Below are 21,001 nucleotides of genomic sequence, written 5' to 3'. Positions count from 1 at the left end.
GCGAGGGATGGCAAGTTCCACCCAGACCCGCGCCGGCAGCCTCTCCGGGCCTCCGAAAGCCGCGAAAAAGCCGCACAGCTTCACCCATCATGGCGTGACCGTGCATGACGATTACGCCTGGCTGCGCGATCCGGGCTATCCCGAAGTGACCGACCCGGAAGTGCTCGCCCACCTGGAAGCGGAGAACGCGTGGTTCGAAGCGCGCATGGCGCCGCACGGCGAACTGGTGGAGCGGCTGTTCCGCGAAATGCGCGGCCGGATCCAGGAAGCCGACAAGTCGGTGCCGCAAAAGGATGGCGACTGGCTCTACTGGATCGAGTTCGAGGAAGGCGCGGAATACAAGAAATGGTGGCGGCGGCCGATCGCGGGCGGCCCCGACGAGCTGATCCTCGATGAAGTGGCGCTGGCCGAGGGCAAGGACTATTTCAACCTGGGCGCGATCGCGACGAGCATGAACGGGCGCCTGCTCGCCTATGCCTTCGACGACAACGGCTCGGAACGCTTCACCGTCCGCATCAAGGATCTGGCGAGCGGCGAGCTGCTCGCCGACGAGATTCCCGGCACCCTGTCCTCGCTCGTCTGGGTCGCGGGCGACAAGGCGCTGGTCTATTCGCTCGCCAACGAGAACTGGCGCACCGACAATGCCCGGCTGCACTGGCTGGGCCAGGATCTGTCAGAGGATATCGAGCTTTATCATGAGGATGACGAGGGGTTCCGGGTCGGCTCCTCGCTTTCGGCCAACGAGAAGTGGCTGGTCATCGGCGCCAGCGATCATGAAACCAGCGAGGTCCGGCTGATCCCGGCCGATGATCCGCTGGCCGCGCCGATCCTCGTCCGCCCGCGCCGGAAAGGCGTCGAATACGATGTCGATGAGCGCGACGGCACGCTGTATGTCCACGCCAACGACACGCACGAGAACTTCCGCCTCGCCACCGCCCCGCTCGACCGGCCGGGCGAATGGACGACGCTGATCGAGGGTTCGGACGAATTCTACCTGACCGGCTTCGGCCTGTTCCGCGACTTCTACGTGGTCGAGGGCCGCCGCGCCGGGCTAGACTGGATCGAGGTGCGCTATTACGACGATCCCGGCCGGATCGAGCCGATCGCCTTTCCCGAGGCGAGCTATTCGGCCGGACTTTCCAACAATCCCGAATGGCACATGGAAAAGCTGCGGCTGTCCTACGAATCGATGGTCAGCCCGGCGACGGTCTATGACTATCACGTTGCCGGCGGCACCCTGGAAACGCTGAAGGTGCAGCAGATCCCCTCGGGCTACGACGCCGCGCTCTACACCACCGAGCGGCTGGAGATCACCGCCCGCGATGGCACCGCGATTCCGGTCAGCGTCGTCATGCGCAAGGATCGCGCGCCGGGCGGGCCGCTGCATCTCTATGGCTATGGCGCTTACGGCATCGCGATCGAGCCGGGCTTCTCGACCTCGCGGCTCAGCCTCGTCGATCGCGGCTTTGCTTATGCCATCGCGCATATCCGGGGCGGGGATGACCTGGGCCGTGCCTGGTACAAGGCCGGCAAGCTGGAGAAGCGCACCAACACGTTCAACGATTTCGTCGATGCGGCCCGGGCGCTGATCGATCGCGGCTATACCGCGAAGGGCCGGATCAGCATCTCGGGCGGATCGGCGGGCGGAGAGCTGATGGGCGCGGTGGTCAATTCCGATCCCGAACTGTTCGGCGCGGTCGTCGCGCATGTGCCGTTCGTCGACGTGCTGGCGACGATGCTGGACCCTTCGCTGCCGCTGACGCCGGGCGAATGGCCCGAATGGGGCAATCCCATCGAGGACCAGGCCGCCTTCGATCTGATCCGCGGCTACAGCCCCTATGACAACGTGCGCGCGCAGGCCTATCCGCCGATGATGGTGACGGCCGGCCTCAACGATCCGCGCGTGACCTATTGGGAACCGGCCAAGTGGGTGGCGCGGCTGCGCGAACTGAAGACCGACGGCCATGAGCTGATCCTCAAGACCAACATGGGCGCGGGCCACGGCGGCAAGTCCGGCCGGTTCGAGAGCTTGCGCGAAACGGCCGAGGAATTCGCCTTTATCCTGTGGCAGCTGGGCGTGGCGGACTGACCCGATGGGCAACGGCTTCACCATGACCTTCACGGCGGGGCCCGAGCACATCGACGTGATGGGCCACGTCAACAACGCGGTTTGGGTGCAGTGGATGGAAGTGATCGCCACCGCCCATTGGCAGGCGGTGGCGTCGGCCGAGCATCAGGCGCGTTATGCCTGGGTCGTGACGCGGCACGAGATCGACTATCGCGGCAACGTGCGCGAAGGCGAGCAAGTCACCGCGCATACGTTCATTCCCGAGGGGCCCAGCGGCGCGCGGTTCGATCGGCGCGTGGAGTTTCGCGACGCGGCGGGCAAGCCCATCGTCTCGGCGCGCACCACCTGGGCGATGATCGAGATCGCCTCGGGCCGGTTGAAGCGGGTTCCGGCCGAAGTCGCCGCGCCGTTCCTCGCGGCTGGGTAGGTGGTGTATTGGGAAATGCGCGGAACAGCGCATTTCCCAATACACCCTCACCCCCGCGCGGCGCGGGCGGGGGCGGCGAAGCCGGTGATCGCTTCGCTGCAGGTGCGGTTGCGCCCGCCGTCCTTGGCATCATAGAGCAGCCGGTCGCAATGCGCGTAAAGCTCGGCGAAGCCGGTGTGCAAGCCGCCGCCCGCCTGGTGGATCACCATGCCCATGCTCGCGGTGACGATCCGGTCCAGCCCCGGCAATTCGCCCGCGACGCGCGAGGGGATCGCCCGGCGCCGGCGCTCGGCCCGGTCGGCCGCGTTGTGGCCGCGCAGCAGGAGCAGGAATTCCTCGCCGCCGATGCGCACCGCGATCGTATCGGTATCGGGCATCAGCGCCACTGCCACGGTCTGCAGCACGCTGTCGCCCACCGCGTGGCCATAGGTGTCGTTGATCACCTTGAAATGATCAAGGTCGATCACCGCCATGGTGTGGAAACCCCTGGCGAACAGGTCGTCGAAGCGGTCCTCGATCACGCGGCGGTTGTACAGGCCGGTCAGCGGATCGCGCTCGGCCAGTCCGGCCAGCACTTTGGTGTGGGCGATCGCCCCGTCGCGCTGGCGGCGGATGATCATGAAGCGATCGGCCACGCCGAACGAGGTGATGATGATTTCCAGCGCGATGGCGATGTGCTGCTCGATCAGCATCTCCATCGGCGCGCCGAACAGGCCGAGCGAGGTGACAAGGCGCGTGCCGCTGGTCAGTATCAGCGGCGTCCAGGCCATGATCGGGAACCAGACCGCGCGGCTGCCGTGCCGCGCGCCCTCGATCATCGCCCATGTCAGCACGGCGATCACCGGGATGAACGAGGCGTTGTAGACCGGCGTCACCAAAGCGCGCAGCGGGCCGCCCGCGAACAGGTAGAACGTGGTCCAGAACGGCACCCACACCGCCAGCGATCGCAGCATGGTCCGGCTGGCCCGGCCCAGCTTTCCCGGCTCGATCAGGTCGGCCAGGAACAGGCCGGCCGAAACGACGCCGAAGGCCCAGGTGAAGGCCGAAAGCACGCTCAGTTCCATCATCGACAGCCTGGTGAAGCGGTTGATGATCCCGCTGGCGATGATCGTGTGCATCAGCATGAACAGCACCGCGCTTGCGTGCCAGAGCACGAAGCGCTGGCGCAGCACGCGGAAGAAGGCGAAATTGAAGATCAGCGGCACGCACAGCAGGCCGCAGAGCCAGGCGATCACCAGTTCGGTGGTGGTCGCGTCGGAGGGCGCGGGCGGGGGGTCGATCCGCGCGCTGCTGAGGATGCCGGCGTGGCGCGCGCCGTCCACTTGCATGACGACCTGTGCGATCGGTGATCCGGGATCGGGCACCGGCGCGCGCATCAGCCAGTCGTCGCTGGCGAAAGCCATGGCGTCGGGGGAGAAGTCACGCGCGGCCACGCGCCCATTCACGCCGATGGCGATCAGGCGCAGCCGGTCGAACCGGGTCAGCCGCGTGGTCAGGATCTGGGGCTCGCGGATGGTGGCGCCCAGGTCGAAGCGGACGAAGACGCGGGGCCGGGCGATCGACCAGCCGGTGCCGGCGCAGTTCCACAGGCCCGGCCGCGCGGCGGCGGCGGCATAGCTGGTTCCGGCAGGCACACCGGCATGGCAGGTCCGCGCCGCGCCGGTGTCTGGGGGCGCGCGCCCTGTCTCGCCCCACGCCGCGCCCCCGCTCATCGCGCATAGCCCAAGCAGCAGGAAAAGAAGATGGCGCAGGCCGGCGGGGATCATCCTGCTTGCCTGCGCCCCCGTGCTTGAAAATGAAGTTAAGGTGCCGTGGCGAAAATCAGGAAATCACGCTTTCCACCGGCACGTGGGCATAGCCCAGTTCCCGCGCCACGGCCGCGAACGTGATCTGGCCCGCATGGACATTGAGCCCGGCGGCAAGGTGCGGATCATCGCGCAGCGCCTGTTTCCAGCCCTTGTCGGCGATCGCCAGCGCGTGCGGCAACGTCACGTTGTTGAGCGCATAAGTGCTGGTGCGCGAGACGGCGCCGGGCATGTTGGCGACGCAGTAATGGACGATGCCGTCGACGATGAACGTCGGGTCGGCGTGAGTCGTGGGATGGCTCGTCTCGAAGCAGCCCCCCTGGTCGATCGCCACGTCCACCAGTACCGCACCCTGCTTCATCGTGCCCAGCATCGCGCGGGTGACGAGCTTGGGCGCGGCCGCGCCGGGGATCAGCACCGCGCCGATGACAAGGTCCGCCTCGGCCACGCTTTCGGCCAGGTTGGCCCGGCTGGAAAAGCGCGTCTTGGCGCGGCTTTCGAAATGGATGCCCAGCCGTTCGAGCGCTTCGGGATCGCGATCGAGAATGGTCACGTCGGCGCCCAGGCCCACGGCCATCTGCGCCGCGTTGAAGCCGACCACGCCGCCGCCGATCACCACGACTTTCGCCGGCATCACCCCCGGCACCCCGCCCAGCAGCACGCCGCGCCCGCCATGCGCCTTTTCCAGCGCGGTCGCGCCCGCCTGGATCGACATGCGCCCGGCGACCTGGCTCATCGGCTTGAGCAGCGGCAGCGAGCCGCGCGCGCCGGTGACGGTTTCATAGGCGATGGCGGTAACGCCCGAGCGCACCAGATCGGCGGTCTGCTCGGGATCGGGCGCGAGGTGGAGATAAGTGTAGAGCACCTGGCCTTCGCGCAGCATGGCCCGCTCGGCCGCTTGCGGTTCCTTGACCTTCACGATCATCTCGCAGCCCGCGAACACACTGGCCGCATCGGGCAGGATCGTCACGCCGGCGGCTGCATAGGCGCTGTCGGCGGCGCCGATGCCCAGGCCCGCGCCGGTCTCCACCCAGACCTCGTGCCCATGCGCGACCAGTTCGTGCGCGCTCTCGGGCGTCAGGCCGACGCGATATTCGTGGTTCTTGATTTCGCGAACTGTTCCGACACGCATCCTCTGCCTCCGCCCATGGCCGCTTCTGGTGGCGGACAGGATACGCGCATCCTCGCGGAATGTTTCATTGAAATAGGGTTTCGCGCGGCGGGATCTTTCACTGCCGCCCGATCCGTCTTGCGCGGAAGGCGAATGCGAAAGGCTACCGTTCGGGCTGGGTCAGGATGCGGTCGCGCGCGGCGCGCAAGTCGCCCGATTCGTGCTGGAGCTTCAGCCGCTCCTTGTCACGCGCGCGATACGTCGCCTCGGCGCGCTCGATATCCTCCAGCGCGATGCCCAGGCCGTCCAGCGCCGCGCGGGCCATGGCTACCGCCGATTCGATCACTTCGCGCACCATGAAGCGGACCGGCGCGTTCTTGAGCCGCAGCACGGTGCGCCGGTCGAACGCGCGCAGGCAGATCTGCGCCTGGGGGAAGGCGCGGTGCACGGCTCCAAGGAACTCCTCGGTGATCTGCTCGCCGTCGATGCAGAACAGGATCAGCGCCGCCTCGCCGGCGCCCGCCTGGCGCAGCAGGTCGATGCGCGTGCCGTCCCCGAAATAGACCTTGGCGCCAAAGCCGCCAGCGGTGTCGATCATCTCGACATCGGTGTCGATCAGCGTCACTTCGATCTCGGCCGCGATCAGCATCTGCGCCACGGTCTGGCCGAAGCGGCCATAGCCCACCACCAGCGCGCTGGCGCCGTCCGGTTGCGGCGCATCACGCACTTCGGTCGACAGCGGCGTTTCGCGGATGCGCCGGGTCGCCATCATCAGGAACGGCGTCGTTACCATCGACAGGGTGATGATGGCGCTGAACAGGCTGGCCGCCTGCGGCTCGATCAGCAAGGCGTCGGTCGCCTGCGCGAACAGCACGAAGCCGAATTCGCCGCCCTGGCTCAGCAGCAGCCCCAGCGCCAGCGCGTTGCGCCAGTCGGTGCGGAAAGCCTTGGCCAGCACGAAGATCACCACGCTTTTCACTGCGATCAGCGCCAGCGCCATGGCGATCACGAACAGGGGCCGCTCGGCGATGGCGCTCAGGTCCAGCATCATGCCCACGGTCATGAAGAACAGGCCGAGCAGGATCGAACGGAACGGCTCGACATCGGCTTCCAGCTCGTGGCGATACGGCGTATCGGCCAGCATCACGCCCGCGATGAACGCGCCCAGCGCGGTCGAAAGCCCCAGTGCCTGCATTACCGCGGCCGAGGCGATCACGGTGAACAGCGCGGCGACCACGAACATCTCGCGCTCGCCCAGATTGCCGATCAGGCGGAACAGCGGCCGGATCAGGAAGCGGCCCGCCGCGATCAGCCCGGCGATCGCCAGCACGGTGTTGAGCGCGAGCTGCCAGCCTGGCGGACCTTCGACCAACGCGGGATTGCGGCTCATCGCCGCGATGATGGTGATGAGCGGGATGATCGAGAGATCCTGGAACAGCAGGATGGCGAAGGCCCGCTCGCCAAACGGGGAATGCAGCCGCCCCGCGCTTTGCAGCATCGGCAGCACCTGCGCGGTCGACGACAGGCCGAGCGGCAGGCCAAGCGCGAGCGAAGCGGTCAGGCTGAAGCCGGTGAACAGCCAGATCACGCCGGAAACGGCCAGGCCGCAGATCGCCACTTGCAGCAGCCCCAGCCCGAAGATCTCGTGCCGCAGCCGCCACAGCCGGCGCGGCGCCAGTTCCAGCCCGACGATGAACAGCAGCAACGTGATGCCCAGCTCGGCCACGCCGATCTTGTTCTCCGCATCGCCGACCAGGCCCAGCACATGCGGGCCCAGCACCGCGCCGGCCAGCAGATAGCCCAGCGTGGCGCCCAGGCCGAGCCGGCGGAACAGCAGGACGAAAGCCAGCGCTGCCCCCAGCAAGAGGAAGCCGTCGCGCAGCAGGAAATCCTGCACGTGGTCTTCCATCAGGCGGGTTCCGGTGGGCAGGCGGATCGAGTGGGAGCAGGAGCGGTCACGCCTGTCTCTTAGCCGTGCGGGCCGCCGGGGCCAAGGCGCCGTTCCGTCCACCAACGGTTAACCACGAGCTTGCCTTGACGGGGGAATTCGGCCAAGCAGCCAGCGATGGGGCCCCATGTTTTCGTTCCTTCGCGCGCCAGCTTCGGGCAAGGGTGCGGAAGCTTCGGGCAAAGCCGCGGGCGGTCGCCATGTTGAGACCTCTGCTTTCCTGGGTTCTGGCATCGGCGATGGCGCCAACGCTGGCGGGCATTCCGCTGCAAGGCGGCGAGGATCGCACCGCCAGGGCGACGGCGCAGATTGTCACCTCGATCCTTGAATATACCCGCTGGCCGACCCCGACCAATCCGGTGCAGCTCTGCGTCGTGGGGCCCGCCCTGCACGCGGGCGGGCTGACCGGGCTGGTGCTGAGCGACGGGCGGCCGATCCAGCGCATTCCCCTGCCGGCCGGCGGGCCGTTGACCATCCAGAACTGCGACGCGCTCTACATCGGGCGGCTATCGCAGGATCAGGCCCGGCGCTGGACGGCGGCAACGCGCGGGGCCGCGGTCCTGACCATTGCCGAGGATGATCCCGAATGCCGTAGCGAGGCGATGTTCTGCCTGCTGTTCCAGCCCGGATCGCTTTCGTTCCGGCTCAGCATCGACGCGGTGGCGCGCTCGCGGGTGCGCGTCGATCCGCGCGTGCTGCGCCTGGCCAGGGAGCCATAACGCGATGACCGGCGCCCCGCCTTCTCCGCAGCCGACCTTGCGCCACCTGCTGGGGCAGGTCCACCGCAAGCTGATCCTGTTCGCCGTGATCGTGGCGGGCATCACCATGCTGGTGAGCGGCTTCCTGGTGATCCACGGCTATGCCGCCCGCAACCTGGTGCTGATCGCGCAGACGGTGAGCTATACGATCGAGCCGGCCATCGTCTTCGGCGATCGCGAGGCGATCCGCAGCGGCATCGCCTCGGTCGTCGGGGCGGACGCCGTCGCCTCGGTGGAAGTGCTTGACGCGGACGGGCGCAGGCTGGCCACCTGGACGCGGCCGGTGAGCGACGGGATGGCGTCCCGGCTCGAACAGGCGGCCAGCCGGCTGATCTGGCCGACGCCCGTGACACGCGACATCGCGCGCAACGGCGAGACGATCGCCCAGGTGCGCGTGCGCGGCAGCGCGGGCGGGATCGCCGGCTATCTCCTGTCGGGCGCGATCGTCTCGCTCCTGTGCCTCACGTTCACGATCGTCGTGACCAACCTGTTGGCCCGCCGCCTGCAGGACGGCGTGCTGGCGCCGCTCACCCGCATCGGTGAAGTCGCCCACGCGGTGCGGACCGAGCGCGCGTTCGGGCGCCGCGTGCCGGTGTCCGGCCTCGCCGAGATCGACAAGCTGGTGCAGGATTTCAATTCGCTGCTGGAAGAGCTGCAGGGCTGGCACACCGGCATCACGCGCGAGAACCAGGAACTGGTGCGCCAGGCCCTGCAAGACCCGCTGACCGGCCTGGGCAACCGGGCCGCGTTCGAGCAGCGGCTGCAGCTGGTGATCAGCGAATCGGTGGCGAACGACACCGGCTTTGCGATACTTTATCTCGATGCCAACAGGTTCAAGGCGATCAACGATGTCCATGGCCACGATGCCGGCGATTCGATCCTGCGGGCGATCGCCGGCCGCCTGCGGCTGGCGGTGCGCCAGCAGGACAGCGCTTTCCGGCTGGGGGGTGACGAATTTTCGGTGATCCTTGCGCCTTGCCCCAGCCGTGGCCATACCGCCGCCGTGGTCTCGCGCATTACCGAAGCGATCGAGCCGCCGATGGCGCTGCCCGATGGCAGCACGATCGCGATGACGCTGAGCATCGGCCTGGCGTTTTATCCCGAAGACGGCACGGACCCGCTGGATCTCGTCAGGCGCGCGGACAAGTCCATGTACCAGGAAAAGTTCAGGAGGCGCGAGTTTGGCCATGATGAATCGCCTTGCTAGGCTTGGCGCGTTCCTGCCCGCGCTGTTGCTCCTCGCCGGGTGCCAGACGGTCGAGACCCGGGGGCCCTATACGGCCCGGCAAGTCGCGCTGCTCCAGCAGAGCGGCTTCGAGCAGAAGGGCGACAACTGGGAACTCGGTTTCGAGGACAAGCTGCTGTTCCCGATCGACAGCACCACGCTGGGCGAGGAGCAGCGCGGGCGCATCGCCCGCCTGTCGCAAGCCCTGATCGAGGTCGGCATCATCGGCGCGGAGATCGATGGCCACGCGGATTCGACCGGATCGGCGCAATACAATCGCCAGATCTCGCTGCGGCGGGCCGAGGCGGTGCGCGATGCGATGCAGGGCGGCGGCATGGCGCCTGACCGGCTCAAAGCGATCGGCTATGGCGAGGACCGGCCGATCGAGAGCAACGGCACCGTCCAGGGCCGGCGCGAGAACCGCCGCGTGGTGATCCTGGTGACTCCGGCCGACGCGATCACGCCGTAGTTCGCCTTATCCGGCGCGCGCCGGCGTCAGAGCGGGTTGCCGTGCTCGTCGCGATAGATGTCGCGGCGGCCGACATGGTTGGCCGGGCCGACGAAGCCGTCGTGCTCCATCCGCTCGACCCATTTCGCCGCCGTGTTGTAGCCCACGCCCATCTGCCGCTGCAGCCATGAGACCGAGACCTTCTGGTTCTCGAACACCAGATGGCAGACCTGGCGATAACGGCGCTCCTCGGGATTGTCGGACGCGGCGTCGATGTCCTCGAAGCCGAAGCCGCCGTCCTCGGGCTCCTCGGTGACGGCATCGACATAGTCGGGGCTGCCCTGGCCGCGCCAGAATTCGGCCACCTGCTCCACTTCCTCGTCGCTCACGAAAGGCCCGTGGACGCGCTTGATCGGGTCGGTATTGGGCTTGAACAGCATGTCGCCCTTGCCCAGCAGCTGCTCGGCGCCCTGTTCGCCCAGGATCGTGCGGCTGTCGATGCGGCTGGTGACGGCAAAGCTGATGCGGGTAGGCAGGTTCGCCTTGATGACGCCGGTGATGACGTCCACCGAAGGCCGCTGCGTCGCCATGATCAGGTGGATGCCCGCCGCGCGGCTCTTTTGCGACAGCCGCTGGATCAGGACCTCGATCTCCTTGCCGACCGTGACCATCAGGTCGGCCAGTTCGTCCACGATCAGCACGATCTGCGGCAGCGTCTGGTAATCGAGCTGGTTGTCCTCGTAGAGTTCCTCGCCAGTATCGGGATCGAAGCCGATCTGCACGCGGCGGCCCAGCGGCTTGCCCTTGGCGGCGGCGGCGCGGACCTTCTCGTTGAAGCTGGCGAGGTTGCGCACGCTGATCTCGCTCATCATGCGATAGCGGCGTTCCATTTCCTCCACCGCCCACTTCAGCGCGCGCACCGCCTTGGGCGGCTCGGTGACGACGGGTGAGAGCAAGTGCGGGATCTCGTCATAGCTCTTGAGTTCCAGCACCTTGGGATCGATCAGGATCAGCCGGCACTGCTGCGGCGTCATGCGGTAGAGCAGCGAAAGCAGGATGCAGTTGAGGCCGACCGACTTGCCCGAGCCGGTCGTGCCTGCCACCAGCAGGTGCGGCATGGTCGCCAGATCGGCGACGACCGGCTCGCCCGCGATGTCCTTGCCCAGGATGATCGGCAACATGCCCTTGTGATGGGCGAAAGCCTCCGACCCCACCATTTCCTTGAACGAGACCATCTGGCGATCGGCATTGGGCAGTTCGATGCCCATGACGGTGCGACCCGGGATCGAGGAGACGCGTGCGGAGATCGCGCTCATGTTGCGGGCGATATCGTCGGCCAGGCCGATCACCCGGCTGGCCTTGATGCCGGGCGCGGGCTCCAGTTCGTACATCGTCACCACCGGGCCGGTGCGCACGGCGGTGATCTCGCCCTTGACGTTGAAATCGTCGAGCACGGTTTCGAGCAGGCGCGCGTTGCGTTCCAGCGAGAGCTTGTCGATCTTCGGCTGCGAATTGGGCTGCGGATCGGCCAGCAGGTCCAGGCCGGGCAGCTCGTATTCGTCGAACAGGTCGCGCTGGCGGCTGCCGGTGCCGAGCAAAGCGGGCTTGGCCGGCTTGCTGGGATCGACGATCTCGGGCGCCTTGCGCGATTTCTCGGCCGATGGCGCGGGCTGAACGGCGGCGGGCAAGGTCTCCCTTTCCTCACGCGCGGTATCGCGCGCGGGCATGAACGGCAGGTCGGCGGGCATGGGCAGCGCGGGCACGCGGCCCAGCCGGCCGGGCAGCGTCAGCAACATGCCCCAGTCGATCGCGAAGACCTTGCCGACCAGCGCGACGCCGGCGACGAGGCAGACGATCTCCACCCCCAGCATGGCCCAGCCACGCCCCGCCTCGGGCAGCAGCGCGGCCAATGCCTCGACCCCGCGCGCGCCGAGCAGGCCGGAAACCCCGCCCATCGAGGCCGGCAGCGATCCGCCCGGCTCGGTGAACACCAGCGACAGCACGGTGGACAGCAGCACCATGGCGAAAACCAGCACGCCCACCGGCCGCCACCACTTCTGGTCGCTGGGTTCGAGCGATCCGTCCTCTTCTTCGACCAGCCGCCACAGCTTGCGCGCGAAGACATAGAGCAGCGGCAGGAACAGCGCCGAGACCGGGCCGAACAGGAACAGCGCGCGCTCGGCGATCCAGGCGCCGGTCGTGCCCATCCAGTTGCGCACTTCGCCGCCGGCCGCGGTGGAGGCGGACGGATCGGTCTGGTGATAGCTCAGGATCGCCAGCGCGAAGAACGCCATCGCGGCGAACAGCACGACCGCGCCGCCAAGCTCGCTCGCGCGGCGGATGCTGCGCTTCAGGACCGCGCGCCAGTTCGGCTTGGCGATGCGCCGTCCGGGCGGCATGGGCCGTGTCGCCATTGTCTCGTTCCCCTGATTGGAACGCGATAATGCGCCCGGCGTGGACTCGCCGTCAAGAATCCTTGCGAAATCGGGCTGTGCGCATCTTTGGAAAGAGGCGGGCTGGTGCCGTAAACGAGACGCGCTCTGCCGCGTATTTCCAACCGGAATCTCTCAGGAAAGCGCGTCGATCGCGGCCCATCGCGCCGCGTGCAAATGCCGCGCGCGCCTTGCGGTCATGCCGCCCAGCGCGATGACGGGCACGCGCGATCGCGCGGCGATCAGGCGGAACCGCGCGGGCCCCAGCACCCGCGCGCCGGGATGCGACCGGGTGGGGAATACGGGGGAGAGCAGCACCGCATCGGCGCGCGCGCGGTTCGCCTGCCCGATCTCGCGCAGGCCATGCGCGGTCGCCAGCCTTGCCAGCGCCGGCCCCCGTGTCAGCCGGCCGGGCGCGGCGTAAGCCCCATCGGCGCGCCATCGCCGCGCCATCGCCGCGCTGCCCGCCAGCACGATCGCGTGGCCGCCCCGGCGGGCCGCGTGCCGCAAGGCACGAAACCGCGCGCGCCGCGCCGGTTCGGGCAAGTGATAGTGCCGGAAGATCAGGCCCGATCCGCGCGGCAGGCGGCGCAGCGCGGCTTCCAGCCCGGCGTCGTTGCGTGCGTCGCTCACCAGCCAGATCGGCGGCAAGGCGCTTCGGGATCGGGACGGCTGGCGGTTCGGCACGCAGCCGCTATAGCAGCGCGCCATGGATCAGCCAGCCACCCCGCCCGATACCCCGCTTGCGGACGTCACCGCGCGGATTGCCCGTGCCGCCGCCATCGCCGGGCGCGATCCGGCCGAAATCCGCCTGATCGCGATAGCGAAGACGCATCCGGCCGAACGCATCGCGCCGCTGATCGCGCAAGGCCAGCGCCTGTTCGGCGAGAACCGCGTGCAGGAAGCGCAGGCCAAATGGCCCGCGCTGATCGCGGAGACCCCCGGCATCGGCCTGCACCTTGTCGGCCAGCTCCAGTCGAACAAGGCGGAAGACGCGGTGGCGCTGTTCGATTGCATCCATTCGCTCGATCGTCCCTCGCTGGTCTCGGCGCTGGCCCGGGCGATGGACCGACAGGGGCGGCGCGTGGATTGCCTGGTCCAGGTCAATATCGGCGGGGAAGCGCAGAAGGGCGGCTGTGCCATCGCCGATGTGCCCGCGCTGCTGGGCGCGGCGCGCGAAGCGGACTTGCCAGTGGTCGGCCTGATGTGCGTGCCGCCGGTCGGTGTGGAACCCGCGCCCTATTTCGCGCTGCTCGCCAGGATGGCCGATGACGATGGCCTGCCCGAACGCAGCATGGGCATGAGCGGCGATTTCGAGACGGCGGTGATGCTGGGCGCCACTTACGTGCGGGTGGGCAGCGCGCTGTTCGGCGCGCGGGACTGAATCCGGCCGGGCATCATCCGCGTCGGCGCCATCCGGCGGCGGCGTCAGTCGTTGCTCTTGTCGTGCTTGTCCAGCTCGTTGCCGGCCAGCGTCACCACGTGCAGCAGGTTGGTCGATCCCGGCACGCCGAACGGCACGCCCGCCAGCGCGATCAGGCGTGAGCCCGCCTCGCCGAAGCCGTGGCGCAGCGCCATGCGCTTGCCCTTGGCGATCATTTCCTCGAAGCTGCCGATGTCCTTGGTCAGCACGGTATGCGCGCCCCACAGCAATGCGCCCCGGCGCGCGGTGCGCAGCGAGGGCGTGAGCACCAGCATCGGCGCCGAAGGCCGCTCGCGCGCGACGCGGCGCGCGGTGATGCCCGATCCGGTGAAGATGATGATGCCTGCGATCGGCAGCGTATCGGCGATGCTGGCGCAAGCTTCGGACAGCGCGTCGGCCGTGGTCGCGTCGGGCGGCGTTTCGGCCAGGTGGATGCGCTCGCGATAAGTCACGTCGGCTTCCACCTTGGCGGCGATGCGGTCCATGATCGTCACCGCTTCGACCGGCCATTGCCCGGCGGCGGTCTCGGCCGAAAGCATCACCGCGTCGGCCCCGTCATAAACCGCGTTGGCCACGTCGGACACTTCGGCGCGGGTGGGCGTGGGCGATTCGATCATCGATTCGAGCATCTGCGTGGCGACGACCACCGGCTTGCCGGCGCTGCGCACCTTCTCGATGATCCGCTTCTGCAGCGGCGGCACTTCCTCGGGATTGAGTTCGACACCCAGATCGCCGCGCGCGACCATCACGCCGTCGCTCAGGTCGATGATCTCGTCCAGCCGGTCGATCGCGGAGGGCTTTTCGATCTTGGCCATGAGCGCGCCATAGCCGCCCATCAGCCGCCGCGCCTCGGCCACGTCCTCGGGCCGCTGGACGAAGGACAGGCCGATCCAGTCCGCCCCTTCGTGGATCGCAAAGGCCAGATCGCGCCGGTCTTTCTCGGTCAGCGCGGGCACCGGCACCACCGCGTCGGGGATATTGACGCCCTTGCGATCGGAAATCGTGCCGCCCACTTCGGCGGTGCACAGGATCGCGTCGGGCTCGGCCCGGATCACCGTCAGGCGCAGCTTGCCGTCGTCGATCAGCAGCCGCTGGCCTTTCTGGAGGATGCCGAACAGCTCGGGATGCGGCAGCTGAACGCGGGTCTCGTCACCCGGCTCGGGATTGCGGTCGAGCGTGAAGTGCGCCCCGTGGCGGATGAAGGCCGATCCGTCCCTGAACTTGCCGACTCGCAGCTTGGGGCCCTGGAGATCGCACAGGATCGCCACCGGGCGGCCGAGTTCCTTTTCCACCGCGCGGATCGCGGAGATCGTGCGGGCGTGGATCTCGTGCTCGCCATGGCTCATGTTGACGCGGAAGGCGTCGACGCCGGCGCGCAGCAGCCTGGCGATCATCTCCTTGGAGCTGCTGACGGGCCCCAGCGTTGCAAGGATCTTGATCTTGCGGGTGCGCTTGATGCCCTTTTGCGGATCGTTCCTGGCCACGTCGGTATGCCCCCTTGGGTATTCGCCGCGTCCTATGGCAAAGGCGCGATGACAAACCAAGGACGAAACCGAATCGCCATGAATCAATCAGACAAGCCCGATGCGCTCGACACGCTGGACGATGCCGTCGCCGCCGCCGCTTTCCGCCGGCTGGTGCGCCACTTGCGCCAGCGGCACGATGCCCAGAACATCGATCTGATGGGGCTGGCCGGGTTCTGCCGCAATTGCCTGGCCGACTGGATTCGCGACGCCGGCTATCCGGGCGACAAGAGCGCCGCGCGCGAGCTGATCCACGGGATGCCGGCGGACGCGTGGAAGGCCAGCTACCAGACCGAGGCGACGGCCGAGCAGCTTGCCCGCATGGAAGAGAGCCTGAAGAAGAATGGCGGGAGTCATTAGCCGGGTGCGGCCATGACATCCGTCATGGCCTTGCGGCACCGGCCCGGTGCCACTTCCAGGCTGTCACCCCTCCATCAACAGATTCGCGGGCGCCATGCCTTCCGCGCCGGCAAGCCAGCGTCTATCAGCGCCGGCCAACCGATTCACCCGTTACCGGAGTCACTCCCGATGGCCGATGCCGAGCCCACCGATGACCGCCTGCGCCTTCTGATCGAGCGCGTCGAACGCCTTGAGGAAGAAAAGAAGGGCATCGCCGACGATATCCGCGACGTCTATGCCGAGGCCAAGGCAGTGGGCTATGACGTCAAGATCATGCGCCAGATCGTGCGCTTGCGGAAGATGAAGCCCGACGATCGGCGCGAGATGGAAATGGTGCTCGATACCTACAAGTCGGCGCTCGGCCTCGGCTGAGCCGGCTCAGTTCGTCACCATCGCGACCGCGAGCACCGTGGCGTTCGCGGCCGCGTGGCCCAGGATCGAGGCGGGCAGGCCGATGCGCATCCGCATGAAGCCCAGCAGCAGCGCCCCCCAGAGCTGTGGCAGCACCATCGGCAGGCCGATCAGCGCGGCACGCGGATAGTTCATCAGGTGCAGCGCGGCAAAGACTGCCACGGCCGCATAGAAGACCACCGGATAGGCGCGGGCATACCAGCCCGGCGTCGCGCGGCGGCGCAGCCACAGCCAGCCGGCGAGCGCGGCCGCCAGGATCGCCAGCAGGCCCACGCCGATCGCCAGCGGCGGCAGGCCATGGGGCCGCATCACCAGCACCGCGCCCGCCGCGATCACGCAGCCCAGCAGCCACAGCGCGCGTGGCCGCCCGGTTTGCCAGCCGCGAAACACCAGTTCCTCGATCACCGGGGCGATCGCGATCACCAGCGGCGGCAGCCAGCCGGGCGGCACTTTCCCGAAAGCGTCGGGCGATGGCAGGTTGAACGCGCTTTGCCAGGCATAAAGGATGGGCAGCACCACCAGCAGCAGCCCGGCGATATGCAGCGCGACCAGCATCGCCCAGGCGTGCAATGCGCCCGGCGCGCGCAGCCCCGCCGGCTGGACCAGCGCGGGGGCCTTGAGGAAGGCGAGGAATTCGCGCGGCATGGCGGCCGGGCGCAAGGTTTTGCGTGCGTTCATCGCCTGCTTTTGCCATCGGAGGGTTAAAATCGCCAAAGCGAATTCCGGCCCCGCATACCCGGCACACGGGCAATGCCGAATCCGTGGCGGCGTGGCCGGCAAGGCGCTGGCGATGCGGAGCGCGGTTGCCCTCGGCCCGCTTCGCGGTGTAAGGCGCCGCAACTTTTGAGGCACAACCGACGAAACGACCATGGCAGGCCATTCCAAATTCAAGAACATCATGCACCGCAAGGGCGCGCAGGACAAGAAGCGCTCGGCGCAGTTCAGCAAGCTCAGCCGCGAAATCACCGTCGCGGCCAAGATGGGTATGCCCGACCCGGACATGAACCCGCGCCTGCGCGCCGCCGTGAACGCGGCCAAGGCGCAGTCGATGCCCAAGGACAATATCCAGCGCGCTATCGACAAGGCGAGCAAGGGCGATGGCGAGAACTATGAGGAAGTGCGCTATGAGGGCTATGGCCCCGGTGGCGTTGCCATCATCGTCGAGGCGCTGACCGACAACCGCAACCGCACCGCCACCAACGTGCGCACCGCCTTCTCCAAGAACGGCGGCAACCTGGGCGCTTCGGGCGCGGTGAGCCACGGGTTCGAGCGGCTGGGCCTGATCGAATATCCCGGCTCGGTGGGTGACGAGGACACCGTGCTCGAAGCCGCGATCGAGGCGGGCGCCGACGATGTCGAGAGCGATGGCGAAAGCCATTCGGTGTGGACCAGCGTGGAAAGCCTGCACGAAGTGGCGCGCGAGCTGGAAAGGACGCTGGGCGAGGCCGAGGGCGTGAAGCTGGCGTGGAAGCCCAACCTCAAGGTCGATGTCGGCGAAGACAGTGCCGCGACGCTGTTCAAGCTGATCGACACGCTTGACGACGATGACGACGTCCAGACCGTCTGGGGCAATTACGAAGTCTCCGACGCGGTCATGGAGAAGCTGGGTTGATCCATCCGGCCCTCCCCCGCTGCGGGGAGGATGCCGGCGCGTGCTAGTGCTGGGCATCGACCCGGGGCTTGGCTGCACCGGCTGGGGCGTGGTGGCCAAGGCGGGCAACCGGCTCAGCCATGTCGCCAATGGCCAGATCCGCACCGATCCCGGGGCGGCGATCGCCGAGCGGCTGGTCACGCTTGATCGCGAACTGGCCGATGTGATCGCACGCCACCGGCCCGATGCCGGCGCGGTGGAGGAAGTCTTCGTCAACACCAACGCGCAATCGACGCTCAAGCTGGGTCAGGCGCGCGGGGTCTGCCTGCTGGCGCTCGCCCGCGCCGGCCTGCCGGTGAGCGAATATGCCACGCGGCTGGTTAAGAAGGCGATCGTCGGCACGGGCGGCGCGGAAAAGGCGCAAGTCCAGGCCATGCTCAAGGTGCTGCTGCCCGGCGTGAAGCTGGCCGGCGCCGATGCCGCCGACGCGCTCGCCGTCGCCATCGCGCACGCGCATATCGTCAGGAACTGAACGGCGGCGTGCGTCGTGTCCCGAAATGCGCGGAAGGGCGCATTTCGGCGCGGCACCGGCCCGCTCCCCCACCCGGCTTCCCGCAGCGTATCATCCCGATGGGAGGCCGGGTGGGGGAGCGGGCCGGTGCCGTGATGCGCCTGAAAGCGCATCCTCGAACCGTTTTTTCAGGCCCCGGCCTGCTTCGCCAGATCGACCGCGATATCCTTGCCCGAAGCACCGTCGGGCACTTTCTCGACCGTCAGGATCATCATCCGCGCCTCGTCGACGAAGACGTTGAGCTGGTTGATGCCCGGCACCAGGAAAGCCGCCTTGCCCAGGCCCGGAATGTCTTCCAGCGGCTTGTCGCTGAACGCCTTCATCGTCGATGCCGTGGTCGATCGGGTGGCCGCGATGGTTTCGGGCGTGTTGTCGCCGATCGGCGACCAGCGCGTCATCAGGCTGGCGACGCTGGCGCCATCGCTGCCCAGATAAGTGCAGGTGGACGTCGCGGCGCTTTGCGCGCCCGGTTCGTTGACCAGCGAGAGCTGGGTTTGCGGCACGTCGATTTTCAGCGCCTTGGCGACCGCGCCCTTGTCCAGGATCGTGCAGGCATCGGTGGCTTTCCAGTCGGCCGGCAAGGCGCCGGCCGCGCCGCCGGCCGTCGCGGCCTCGCTCGCCGTGCCGCTTTCGCTCGCCTGCTTGTCGCCGCAACCTGTCAGCGCCAGCGCGCCCGTGGCCGCCAGCAGGAATAACGTGACTTGTCGCATTGTCCCTCCCTCCCCTTGGAAGCCTTGGGGTAAGGCGCGATCTGCCCTGCCGCAAGCGGTGGATCGGCGGTACGAGAAAGATTCCCTTTTCGTTCCGGCGCGGCTATCACCATGCCATGATCGCCAAGCTGACCGGCCTGCTGGATGATTTCGGCCCCGACTGGGCCGTGATCGACGTTTCGGGTGTGGGCTATTTCGTCCACTGCTCGGCCCGCACGCTCGACGCGCTGGGCGCGCGTGGTGAGCGCGTGGCGGTCTTCACCGACATGCAGGTCTCGGAAAACGACGTGCGGCTGATTGGCTTCGCCAGCGGCGCGGAGCGTGACTGGTTCCGCCTGCTCACCGGCGTGCAGGGCGTGGGCAGCAAGGTGGCGCTGGCGATCCTCTCCGCGCTCACCACCGAGGAACTGCAACGCGCCTGCGCCCAGGGCGACGCGGCCATGGTGACGCGCGCGAACGGCGTCGGCCCGAAGCTGGCGGGACGCATCGTCAACGAGTTGAAGGACAAGGCCGGCGGCCTTGCCACCGTGCCGGGCGCCGCCCCTGTCGCCGCGCCGGCGGGATCGGCCAGCGCCGATGCCATTTCGGCCTTGCAGAACCTCGGCTTCAAGCCCGTCGTCGCCAGCACCGCCGTGGCGCACGCGGTGGACGAACTGGGCGAGGGCGCCGGGCTGAACGATCTGGTGCGGGTGGCGTTGAAGAGGGCGGCGGGGTGATGGGGGCCTGTCTCACCCGGAAGCGTCACCCTGAACTTGTTTCAGGGTCCATTTGGCCCCACGCGGCGGGTCTATGACCGATAACCCCCTCCTTGCCTCCACCCGCCAGTCCGAGGATGCGGACGCTGCGCTGCGTCCCAAGACACTGGCCGAATTCGTCGGCCAGGCGGGCGCCAAGGATAATCTGCGCGTGTTCATCGAAAGCGCGAAGTCGCGCGGCGAGGCGATGGATCATGTGCTGTTCTTCGGGCCGCCGGGGCTGGGCAAGACCACGCTGGCGCAGATCGTCGCGCGGGAACTGGGCGTGGGCTTTCGCGCCACGTCCGGCCCGGTGATCGCCAAGTCGGGCGATCTGGCGGCGCTGCTGACCAATCTGGAAGAGGGCGACGTCCTGTTCATCGACGAGATCCACCGGCTCAACCCGGTGGTCGAGGAAGTGCTTTATCCGGCGATGGAGGATCGCGCGCTCGATCTCATCATTGGCGAGGGCCCCTCGGCGCGATCGGTGCGGATCGATCTGCCGCCGTTCACGCTGGTGGGCGCGACCACGCGGCAGGGCCTGCTGACCACGCCCTTGCGCGATCGTTTCGGCATTCCGGTGCGGCTCAATTTCTATACCGTCGCCGAGCTGGAACACGTCGTCACGCGCGGCGCCGCGTTGCTGGGGATCGGCATGGACAGGGGCGGCGCGGGCGAAATCGCGCGGCGCGCGCGGGGGACGCCGCGCGTCGCCGGGCGGCTGCTGCGCCGGGTGCGCGATTTCGCCCATGTCGCCGGCAGTGACACCGTCACGCGCGCCATCGCCGACGATGCGCTGACCCGGCTCGAAGTCGATTCGCTGGGGCTCGACGCGCAGGACCGGCGCTATCTGCGGATGATCGCCGATATCTACAAAGGCGGTCCGGTGGGCGTGGAAACGCTGGCCGCGGGCCTTTCCGAACCGCGCGACACGATCGAGGAAGTGATCGAACCCTTCCTGATCCAGCTTGGCCTGGTGGCGCGCACCGCGCGCGGGCGCTGCCTTAACGAAGGGGGCTGGAAGCACCTCGGAATGGCGCCGCCGGCCGGGAATCAGGGCGGTCTGTTCGATCCCGGCGAGGATGCGGCGCAGGCCTGAAAATGCCGGTATCGTTTACACTTACGAAAGGCATCAGTCCCGTTTCGGGACAGTTGCCGAACGCTCATCCGAAATTAACCCTGAATCTCACATCGGGACGTTTGAAACAGGGTTAACACCATTGTTCGGTTAAGCACTCTCTGCGTTTTCTGTGTGAGATGGAGCGATGGCCCCGGCAGCAGTCGAGGCTCAGGCGCCCACAGGGGAAACAAAAGAGAGCAACGCTTATGTCTGTTCGGATGGCCCTCGCGAAACTGTCTGCCTGCGCGGCAGGCTGCGCGCTGATCGGCGGCGGAGCGGTTCATGTGGCCGAAACGC

The 21,001-nt window shown here is 67.9% G+C and carries 20 protein-coding genes; 12 read left to right on the top strand and 8 right to left on the bottom strand.

Going from position 1 to position 21,001, the window contains the following annotated elements; all coding sequences use genetic code 11:
• The first annotated feature begins 7 nt into the window (after positions 1-7).
• Both PYV00_RS03410 and PYV00_RS03405 read left to right on the top strand, forming a co-directional pair.
• Positions 8-2,089 carry a S9 family peptidase gene (locus PYV00_RS03410; RefSeq protein WP_428981606.1) on the top strand — a complete coding sequence of 694 codons (2,082 nt, stop codon included), beginning with the start codon at positions 8-10 and terminating at the stop codon, positions 2,087-2,089.
• A 4-nt stretch (positions 2,090-2,093) separates the two neighbouring features.
• Positions 2,094-2,495: an acyl-CoA thioesterase gene (locus PYV00_RS03405; RefSeq protein WP_275226847.1), complete on the top strand. Its 402-nt coding sequence runs from the start codon at positions 2,094-2,096 to the stop codon at positions 2,493-2,495.
• A gap of 47 nt (positions 2,496-2,542) precedes the next feature.
• On the opposite strand, the gene PYV00_RS03400 is transcribed toward PYV00_RS03405, so the two are convergent.
• The 3 genes from PYV00_RS03400 to PYV00_RS03390 form a co-directional block, all read right to left on the bottom strand.
• The gene (locus PYV00_RS03400) at positions 2,543-4,261 is read right to left on the bottom strand and encodes a GGDEF domain-containing protein (RefSeq protein WP_275226846.1); all 1,719 of its coding nucleotides are present in this window, start codon (positions 4,259-4,261) and stop codon (positions 2,543-2,545) included.
• Positions 4,262-4,316: 55 nt separating this feature from the next.
• Positions 4,317-5,432 carry an alanine dehydrogenase gene (ald, locus tag PYV00_RS03395; RefSeq protein WP_275226845.1) on the bottom strand — a complete coding sequence of 372 codons (1,116 nt, stop codon included), beginning with the start codon at positions 5,430-5,432 and terminating at the stop codon, positions 4,317-4,319.
• Between the two features lie 142 nt (positions 5,433-5,574).
• Complete coding sequence (locus tag PYV00_RS03390) at positions 5,575-7,320, bottom strand: cation:proton antiporter (RefSeq protein ID WP_275226844.1); 1,746 nt, start codon at positions 7,318-7,320, stop codon at positions 5,575-5,577.
• A gap of 239 nt (positions 7,321-7,559) precedes the next feature.
• On the opposite strand from PYV00_RS03390, the gene PYV00_RS03385 reads away from it, so the two are divergent.
• The 3 genes from PYV00_RS03385 to PYV00_RS03375 are packed head-to-tail and all read left to right on the top strand — an operon-like array spanning position 7,560 to position 9,811.
• Positions 7,560-8,078: a YfiR family protein gene (locus PYV00_RS03385; protein WP_275226843.1), complete on the top strand. Its 519-nt coding sequence runs from the start codon at positions 7,560-7,562 to the stop codon at positions 8,076-8,078.
• A 4-nt stretch (positions 8,079-8,082) separates the two neighbouring features.
• Positions 8,083-9,324: a diguanylate cyclase domain-containing protein gene (locus PYV00_RS03380; RefSeq protein ID WP_275226842.1), complete on the top strand. Its 1,242-nt coding sequence runs from the start codon at positions 8,083-8,085 to the stop codon at positions 9,322-9,324.
• Positions 9,305-9,811, top strand: a complete 507-nt coding sequence (locus tag PYV00_RS03375; RefSeq protein WP_275226841.1) for an OmpA family protein — start codon at positions 9,305-9,307, stop codon at positions 9,809-9,811. The genes PYV00_RS03380 and PYV00_RS03375 overlap by 20 nt, the downstream gene beginning before the upstream one ends.
• A gap of 26 nt (positions 9,812-9,837) precedes the next feature.
• On the opposite strand, the gene PYV00_RS03370 is transcribed toward PYV00_RS03375, so the two are convergent.
• Positions 9,838-12,204 carry an FtsK/SpoIIIE family DNA translocase gene (locus PYV00_RS03370; protein ID WP_275226840.1) on the bottom strand — a complete coding sequence of 789 codons (2,367 nt, stop codon included), beginning with the start codon at positions 12,202-12,204 and terminating at the stop codon, positions 9,838-9,840.
• A gap of 153 nt (positions 12,205-12,357) precedes the next feature.
• Positions 12,358-12,933, bottom strand: coding sequence for a thiamine phosphate synthase (locus tag PYV00_RS03365; protein WP_275226839.1), 576 nt, complete (start codon positions 12,931-12,933; stop codon positions 12,358-12,360).
• Between PYV00_RS03365 and PYV00_RS03360 the strand changes: the two genes are divergently transcribed.
• Positions 12,932-13,606, top strand: a complete 675-nt coding sequence (locus PYV00_RS03360) for a YggS family pyridoxal phosphate-dependent enzyme (RefSeq protein WP_275226838.1) — start codon at positions 12,932-12,934, stop codon at positions 13,604-13,606. The two genes, PYV00_RS03365 and PYV00_RS03360, sit on opposite strands and share 2 nt — an antisense overlap.
• A 44-nt stretch (positions 13,607-13,650) precedes the next feature.
• Here PYV00_RS03360 and pyk read toward each other — a convergent pair whose 3' ends face one another.
• A complete protein-coding gene (pyk, locus tag PYV00_RS03355) occupies positions 13,651-15,129 on the bottom strand; it encodes a pyruvate kinase (protein ID WP_275226837.1) in 1,479 nt (492 codons plus the stop codon).
• 78 nt (positions 15,130-15,207) lie between these two features.
• On the opposite strand from pyk, the gene PYV00_RS03350 reads away from it, so the two are divergent.
• Positions 15,208-15,528 (top strand): DUF1244 domain-containing protein, encoded by a 321-nt coding sequence (locus tag PYV00_RS03350; RefSeq protein ID WP_275226836.1) that lies wholly within the window; start codon positions 15,208-15,210, stop codon positions 15,526-15,528.
• 168 nt (positions 15,529-15,696) lie between these two features.
• Entirely contained in the window at positions 15,697-15,939 is a 243-nt protein-coding gene (locus tag PYV00_RS03345) for a DUF2312 domain-containing protein (protein ID WP_275226835.1), read from the top strand.
• Positions 15,940-15,945: 6 nt separating this feature from the next.
• Here PYV00_RS03345 and PYV00_RS03340 read toward each other — a convergent pair whose 3' ends face one another.
• Positions 15,946-16,656 (bottom strand): CPBP family glutamic-type intramembrane protease, encoded by a 711-nt coding sequence (locus PYV00_RS03340; protein ID WP_275226834.1) that lies wholly within the window; start codon positions 16,654-16,656, stop codon positions 15,946-15,948.
• 190 nt (positions 16,657-16,846) lie between these two features.
• Here PYV00_RS03340 and PYV00_RS03335 point away from each other — a divergent pair, with 190 nt between their 5' ends.
• Complete coding sequence (locus PYV00_RS03335) at positions 16,847-17,590, top strand: YebC/PmpR family DNA-binding transcriptional regulator (RefSeq protein ID WP_275226833.1); 744 nt, start codon at positions 16,847-16,849, stop codon at positions 17,588-17,590.
• A 40-nt stretch (positions 17,591-17,630) separates the two neighbouring features.
• Positions 17,631-18,101, top strand: a complete 471-nt coding sequence (ruvC, locus tag PYV00_RS03330; RefSeq protein WP_275226832.1) for a crossover junction endodeoxyribonuclease RuvC — start codon at positions 17,631-17,633, stop codon at positions 18,099-18,101.
• A gap of 167 nt (positions 18,102-18,268) precedes the next feature.
• Here ruvC and PYV00_RS03325 read toward each other — a convergent pair whose 3' ends face one another.
• The gene (locus PYV00_RS03325; RefSeq protein ID WP_275226831.1) at positions 18,269-18,850 is read right to left on the bottom strand and encodes a hypothetical protein; all 582 of its coding nucleotides are present in this window, start codon (positions 18,848-18,850) and stop codon (positions 18,269-18,271) included.
• A 116-nt stretch (positions 18,851-18,966) separates the two neighbouring features.
• On the opposite strand from PYV00_RS03325, the gene ruvA reads away from it, so the two are divergent.
• Positions 18,967-19,566, top strand: a complete 600-nt coding sequence (gene ruvA / locus PYV00_RS03320) for a Holliday junction branch migration protein RuvA (RefSeq protein ID WP_275226830.1) — start codon at positions 18,967-18,969, stop codon at positions 19,564-19,566.
• A 73-nt stretch (positions 19,567-19,639) separates the two neighbouring features.
• Positions 19,640-20,683 (top strand): Holliday junction branch migration DNA helicase RuvB, encoded by a 1,044-nt coding sequence (gene ruvB / locus PYV00_RS03315; RefSeq protein WP_275226829.1) that lies wholly within the window; start codon positions 19,640-19,642, stop codon positions 20,681-20,683.
• Positions 20,684-21,001: the final 318 nt, after the last annotated feature.

The sequence above is a fragment of the Novosphingobium album (ex Liu et al. 2023) genome (assembly GCF_029076845.1).
Classification (GTDB): Bacteria; Pseudomonadota; Alphaproteobacteria; order Sphingomonadales; family Sphingomonadaceae; genus Novosphingobium.
Note: the sequence above shows the minus strand (reverse complement) of the source record. Positions and strands in the feature narration are given on the sequence as shown.

What these genes read in the sequence shown, in the direction of transcription:
- PYV00_RS03410 (WP_428981606.1), top strand. Translation starts at nt 8, where the DNA reads ATGGCAAGTTCCACCCAGACCCGCGCCGGCAGCCTCTCCGGGCCTCCG.
- PYV00_RS03360 (WP_275226838.1), top strand. Translation starts at nt 12,932, where the DNA reads ATGGATCAGCCAGCCACCCCGCCCGATACCCCGCTTGCGGACGTCACC.
- PYV00_RS03345 (WP_275226835.1), top strand. Translation starts at nt 15,697, where the DNA reads ATGGCCGATGCCGAGCCCACCGATGACCGCCTGCGCCTTCTGATCGAG.
- PYV00_RS03405 (WP_275226847.1), top strand. Translation starts at nt 2,094, where the DNA reads ATGGGCAACGGCTTCACCATGACCTTCACGGCGGGGCCCGAGCACATC.
- PYV00_RS03375 (WP_275226841.1), top strand. Translation starts at nt 9,305, where the DNA reads ATGATGAATCGCCTTGCTAGGCTTGGCGCGTTCCTGCCCGCGCTGTTG.
- PYV00_RS03335 (WP_275226833.1), top strand. Translation starts at nt 16,847, where the DNA reads ATGGCAGGCCATTCCAAATTCAAGAACATCATGCACCGCAAGGGCGCG.
- PYV00_RS03370 (WP_275226840.1), bottom strand. Translation starts at nt 12,204, where the DNA reads ATGGCGACACGGCCCATGCCGCCCGGACGGCGCATCGCCAAGCCGAAC.
- ald (WP_275226845.1), bottom strand. Translation starts at nt 5,432, where the DNA reads ATGCGTGTCGGAACAGTTCGCGAAATCAAGAACCACGAATATCGCGTC.
- PYV00_RS03350 (WP_275226836.1), top strand. Translation starts at nt 15,208, where the DNA reads ATGAATCAATCAGACAAGCCCGATGCGCTCGACACGCTGGACGATGCC.
- PYV00_RS03400 (WP_275226846.1), bottom strand. Translation starts at nt 4,261, where the DNA reads ATGATCCCCGCCGGCCTGCGCCATCTTCTTTTCCTGCTGCTTGGGCTA.
- PYV00_RS03340 (WP_275226834.1), bottom strand. Translation starts at nt 16,656, where the DNA reads ATGAACGCACGCAAAACCTTGCGCCCGGCCGCCATGCCGCGCGAATTC.
- PYV00_RS03385 (WP_275226843.1), top strand. Translation starts at nt 7,560, where the DNA reads ATGTTGAGACCTCTGCTTTCCTGGGTTCTGGCATCGGCGATGGCGCCA.
- PYV00_RS03390 (WP_275226844.1), bottom strand. Translation starts at nt 7,320, where the DNA reads ATGGAAGACCACGTGCAGGATTTCCTGCTGCGCGACGGCTTCCTCTTG.
- ruvA (WP_275226830.1), top strand. Translation starts at nt 18,967, where the DNA reads ATGATCGCCAAGCTGACCGGCCTGCTGGATGATTTCGGCCCCGACTGG.
- PYV00_RS03325 (WP_275226831.1), bottom strand. Translation starts at nt 18,850, where the DNA reads ATGCGACAAGTCACGTTATTCCTGCTGGCGGCCACGGGCGCGCTGGCG.
- PYV00_RS03380 (WP_275226842.1), top strand. Translation starts at nt 8,083, where the DNA reads ATGACCGGCGCCCCGCCTTCTCCGCAGCCGACCTTGCGCCACCTGCTG.
- ruvB (WP_275226829.1), top strand. Translation starts at nt 19,640, where the DNA reads ATGACCGATAACCCCCTCCTTGCCTCCACCCGCCAGTCCGAGGATGCG.
- PYV00_RS03365 (WP_275226839.1), bottom strand. Translation starts at nt 12,933, where the DNA reads ATGGCGCGCTGCTATAGCGGCTGCGTGCCGAACCGCCAGCCGTCCCGA.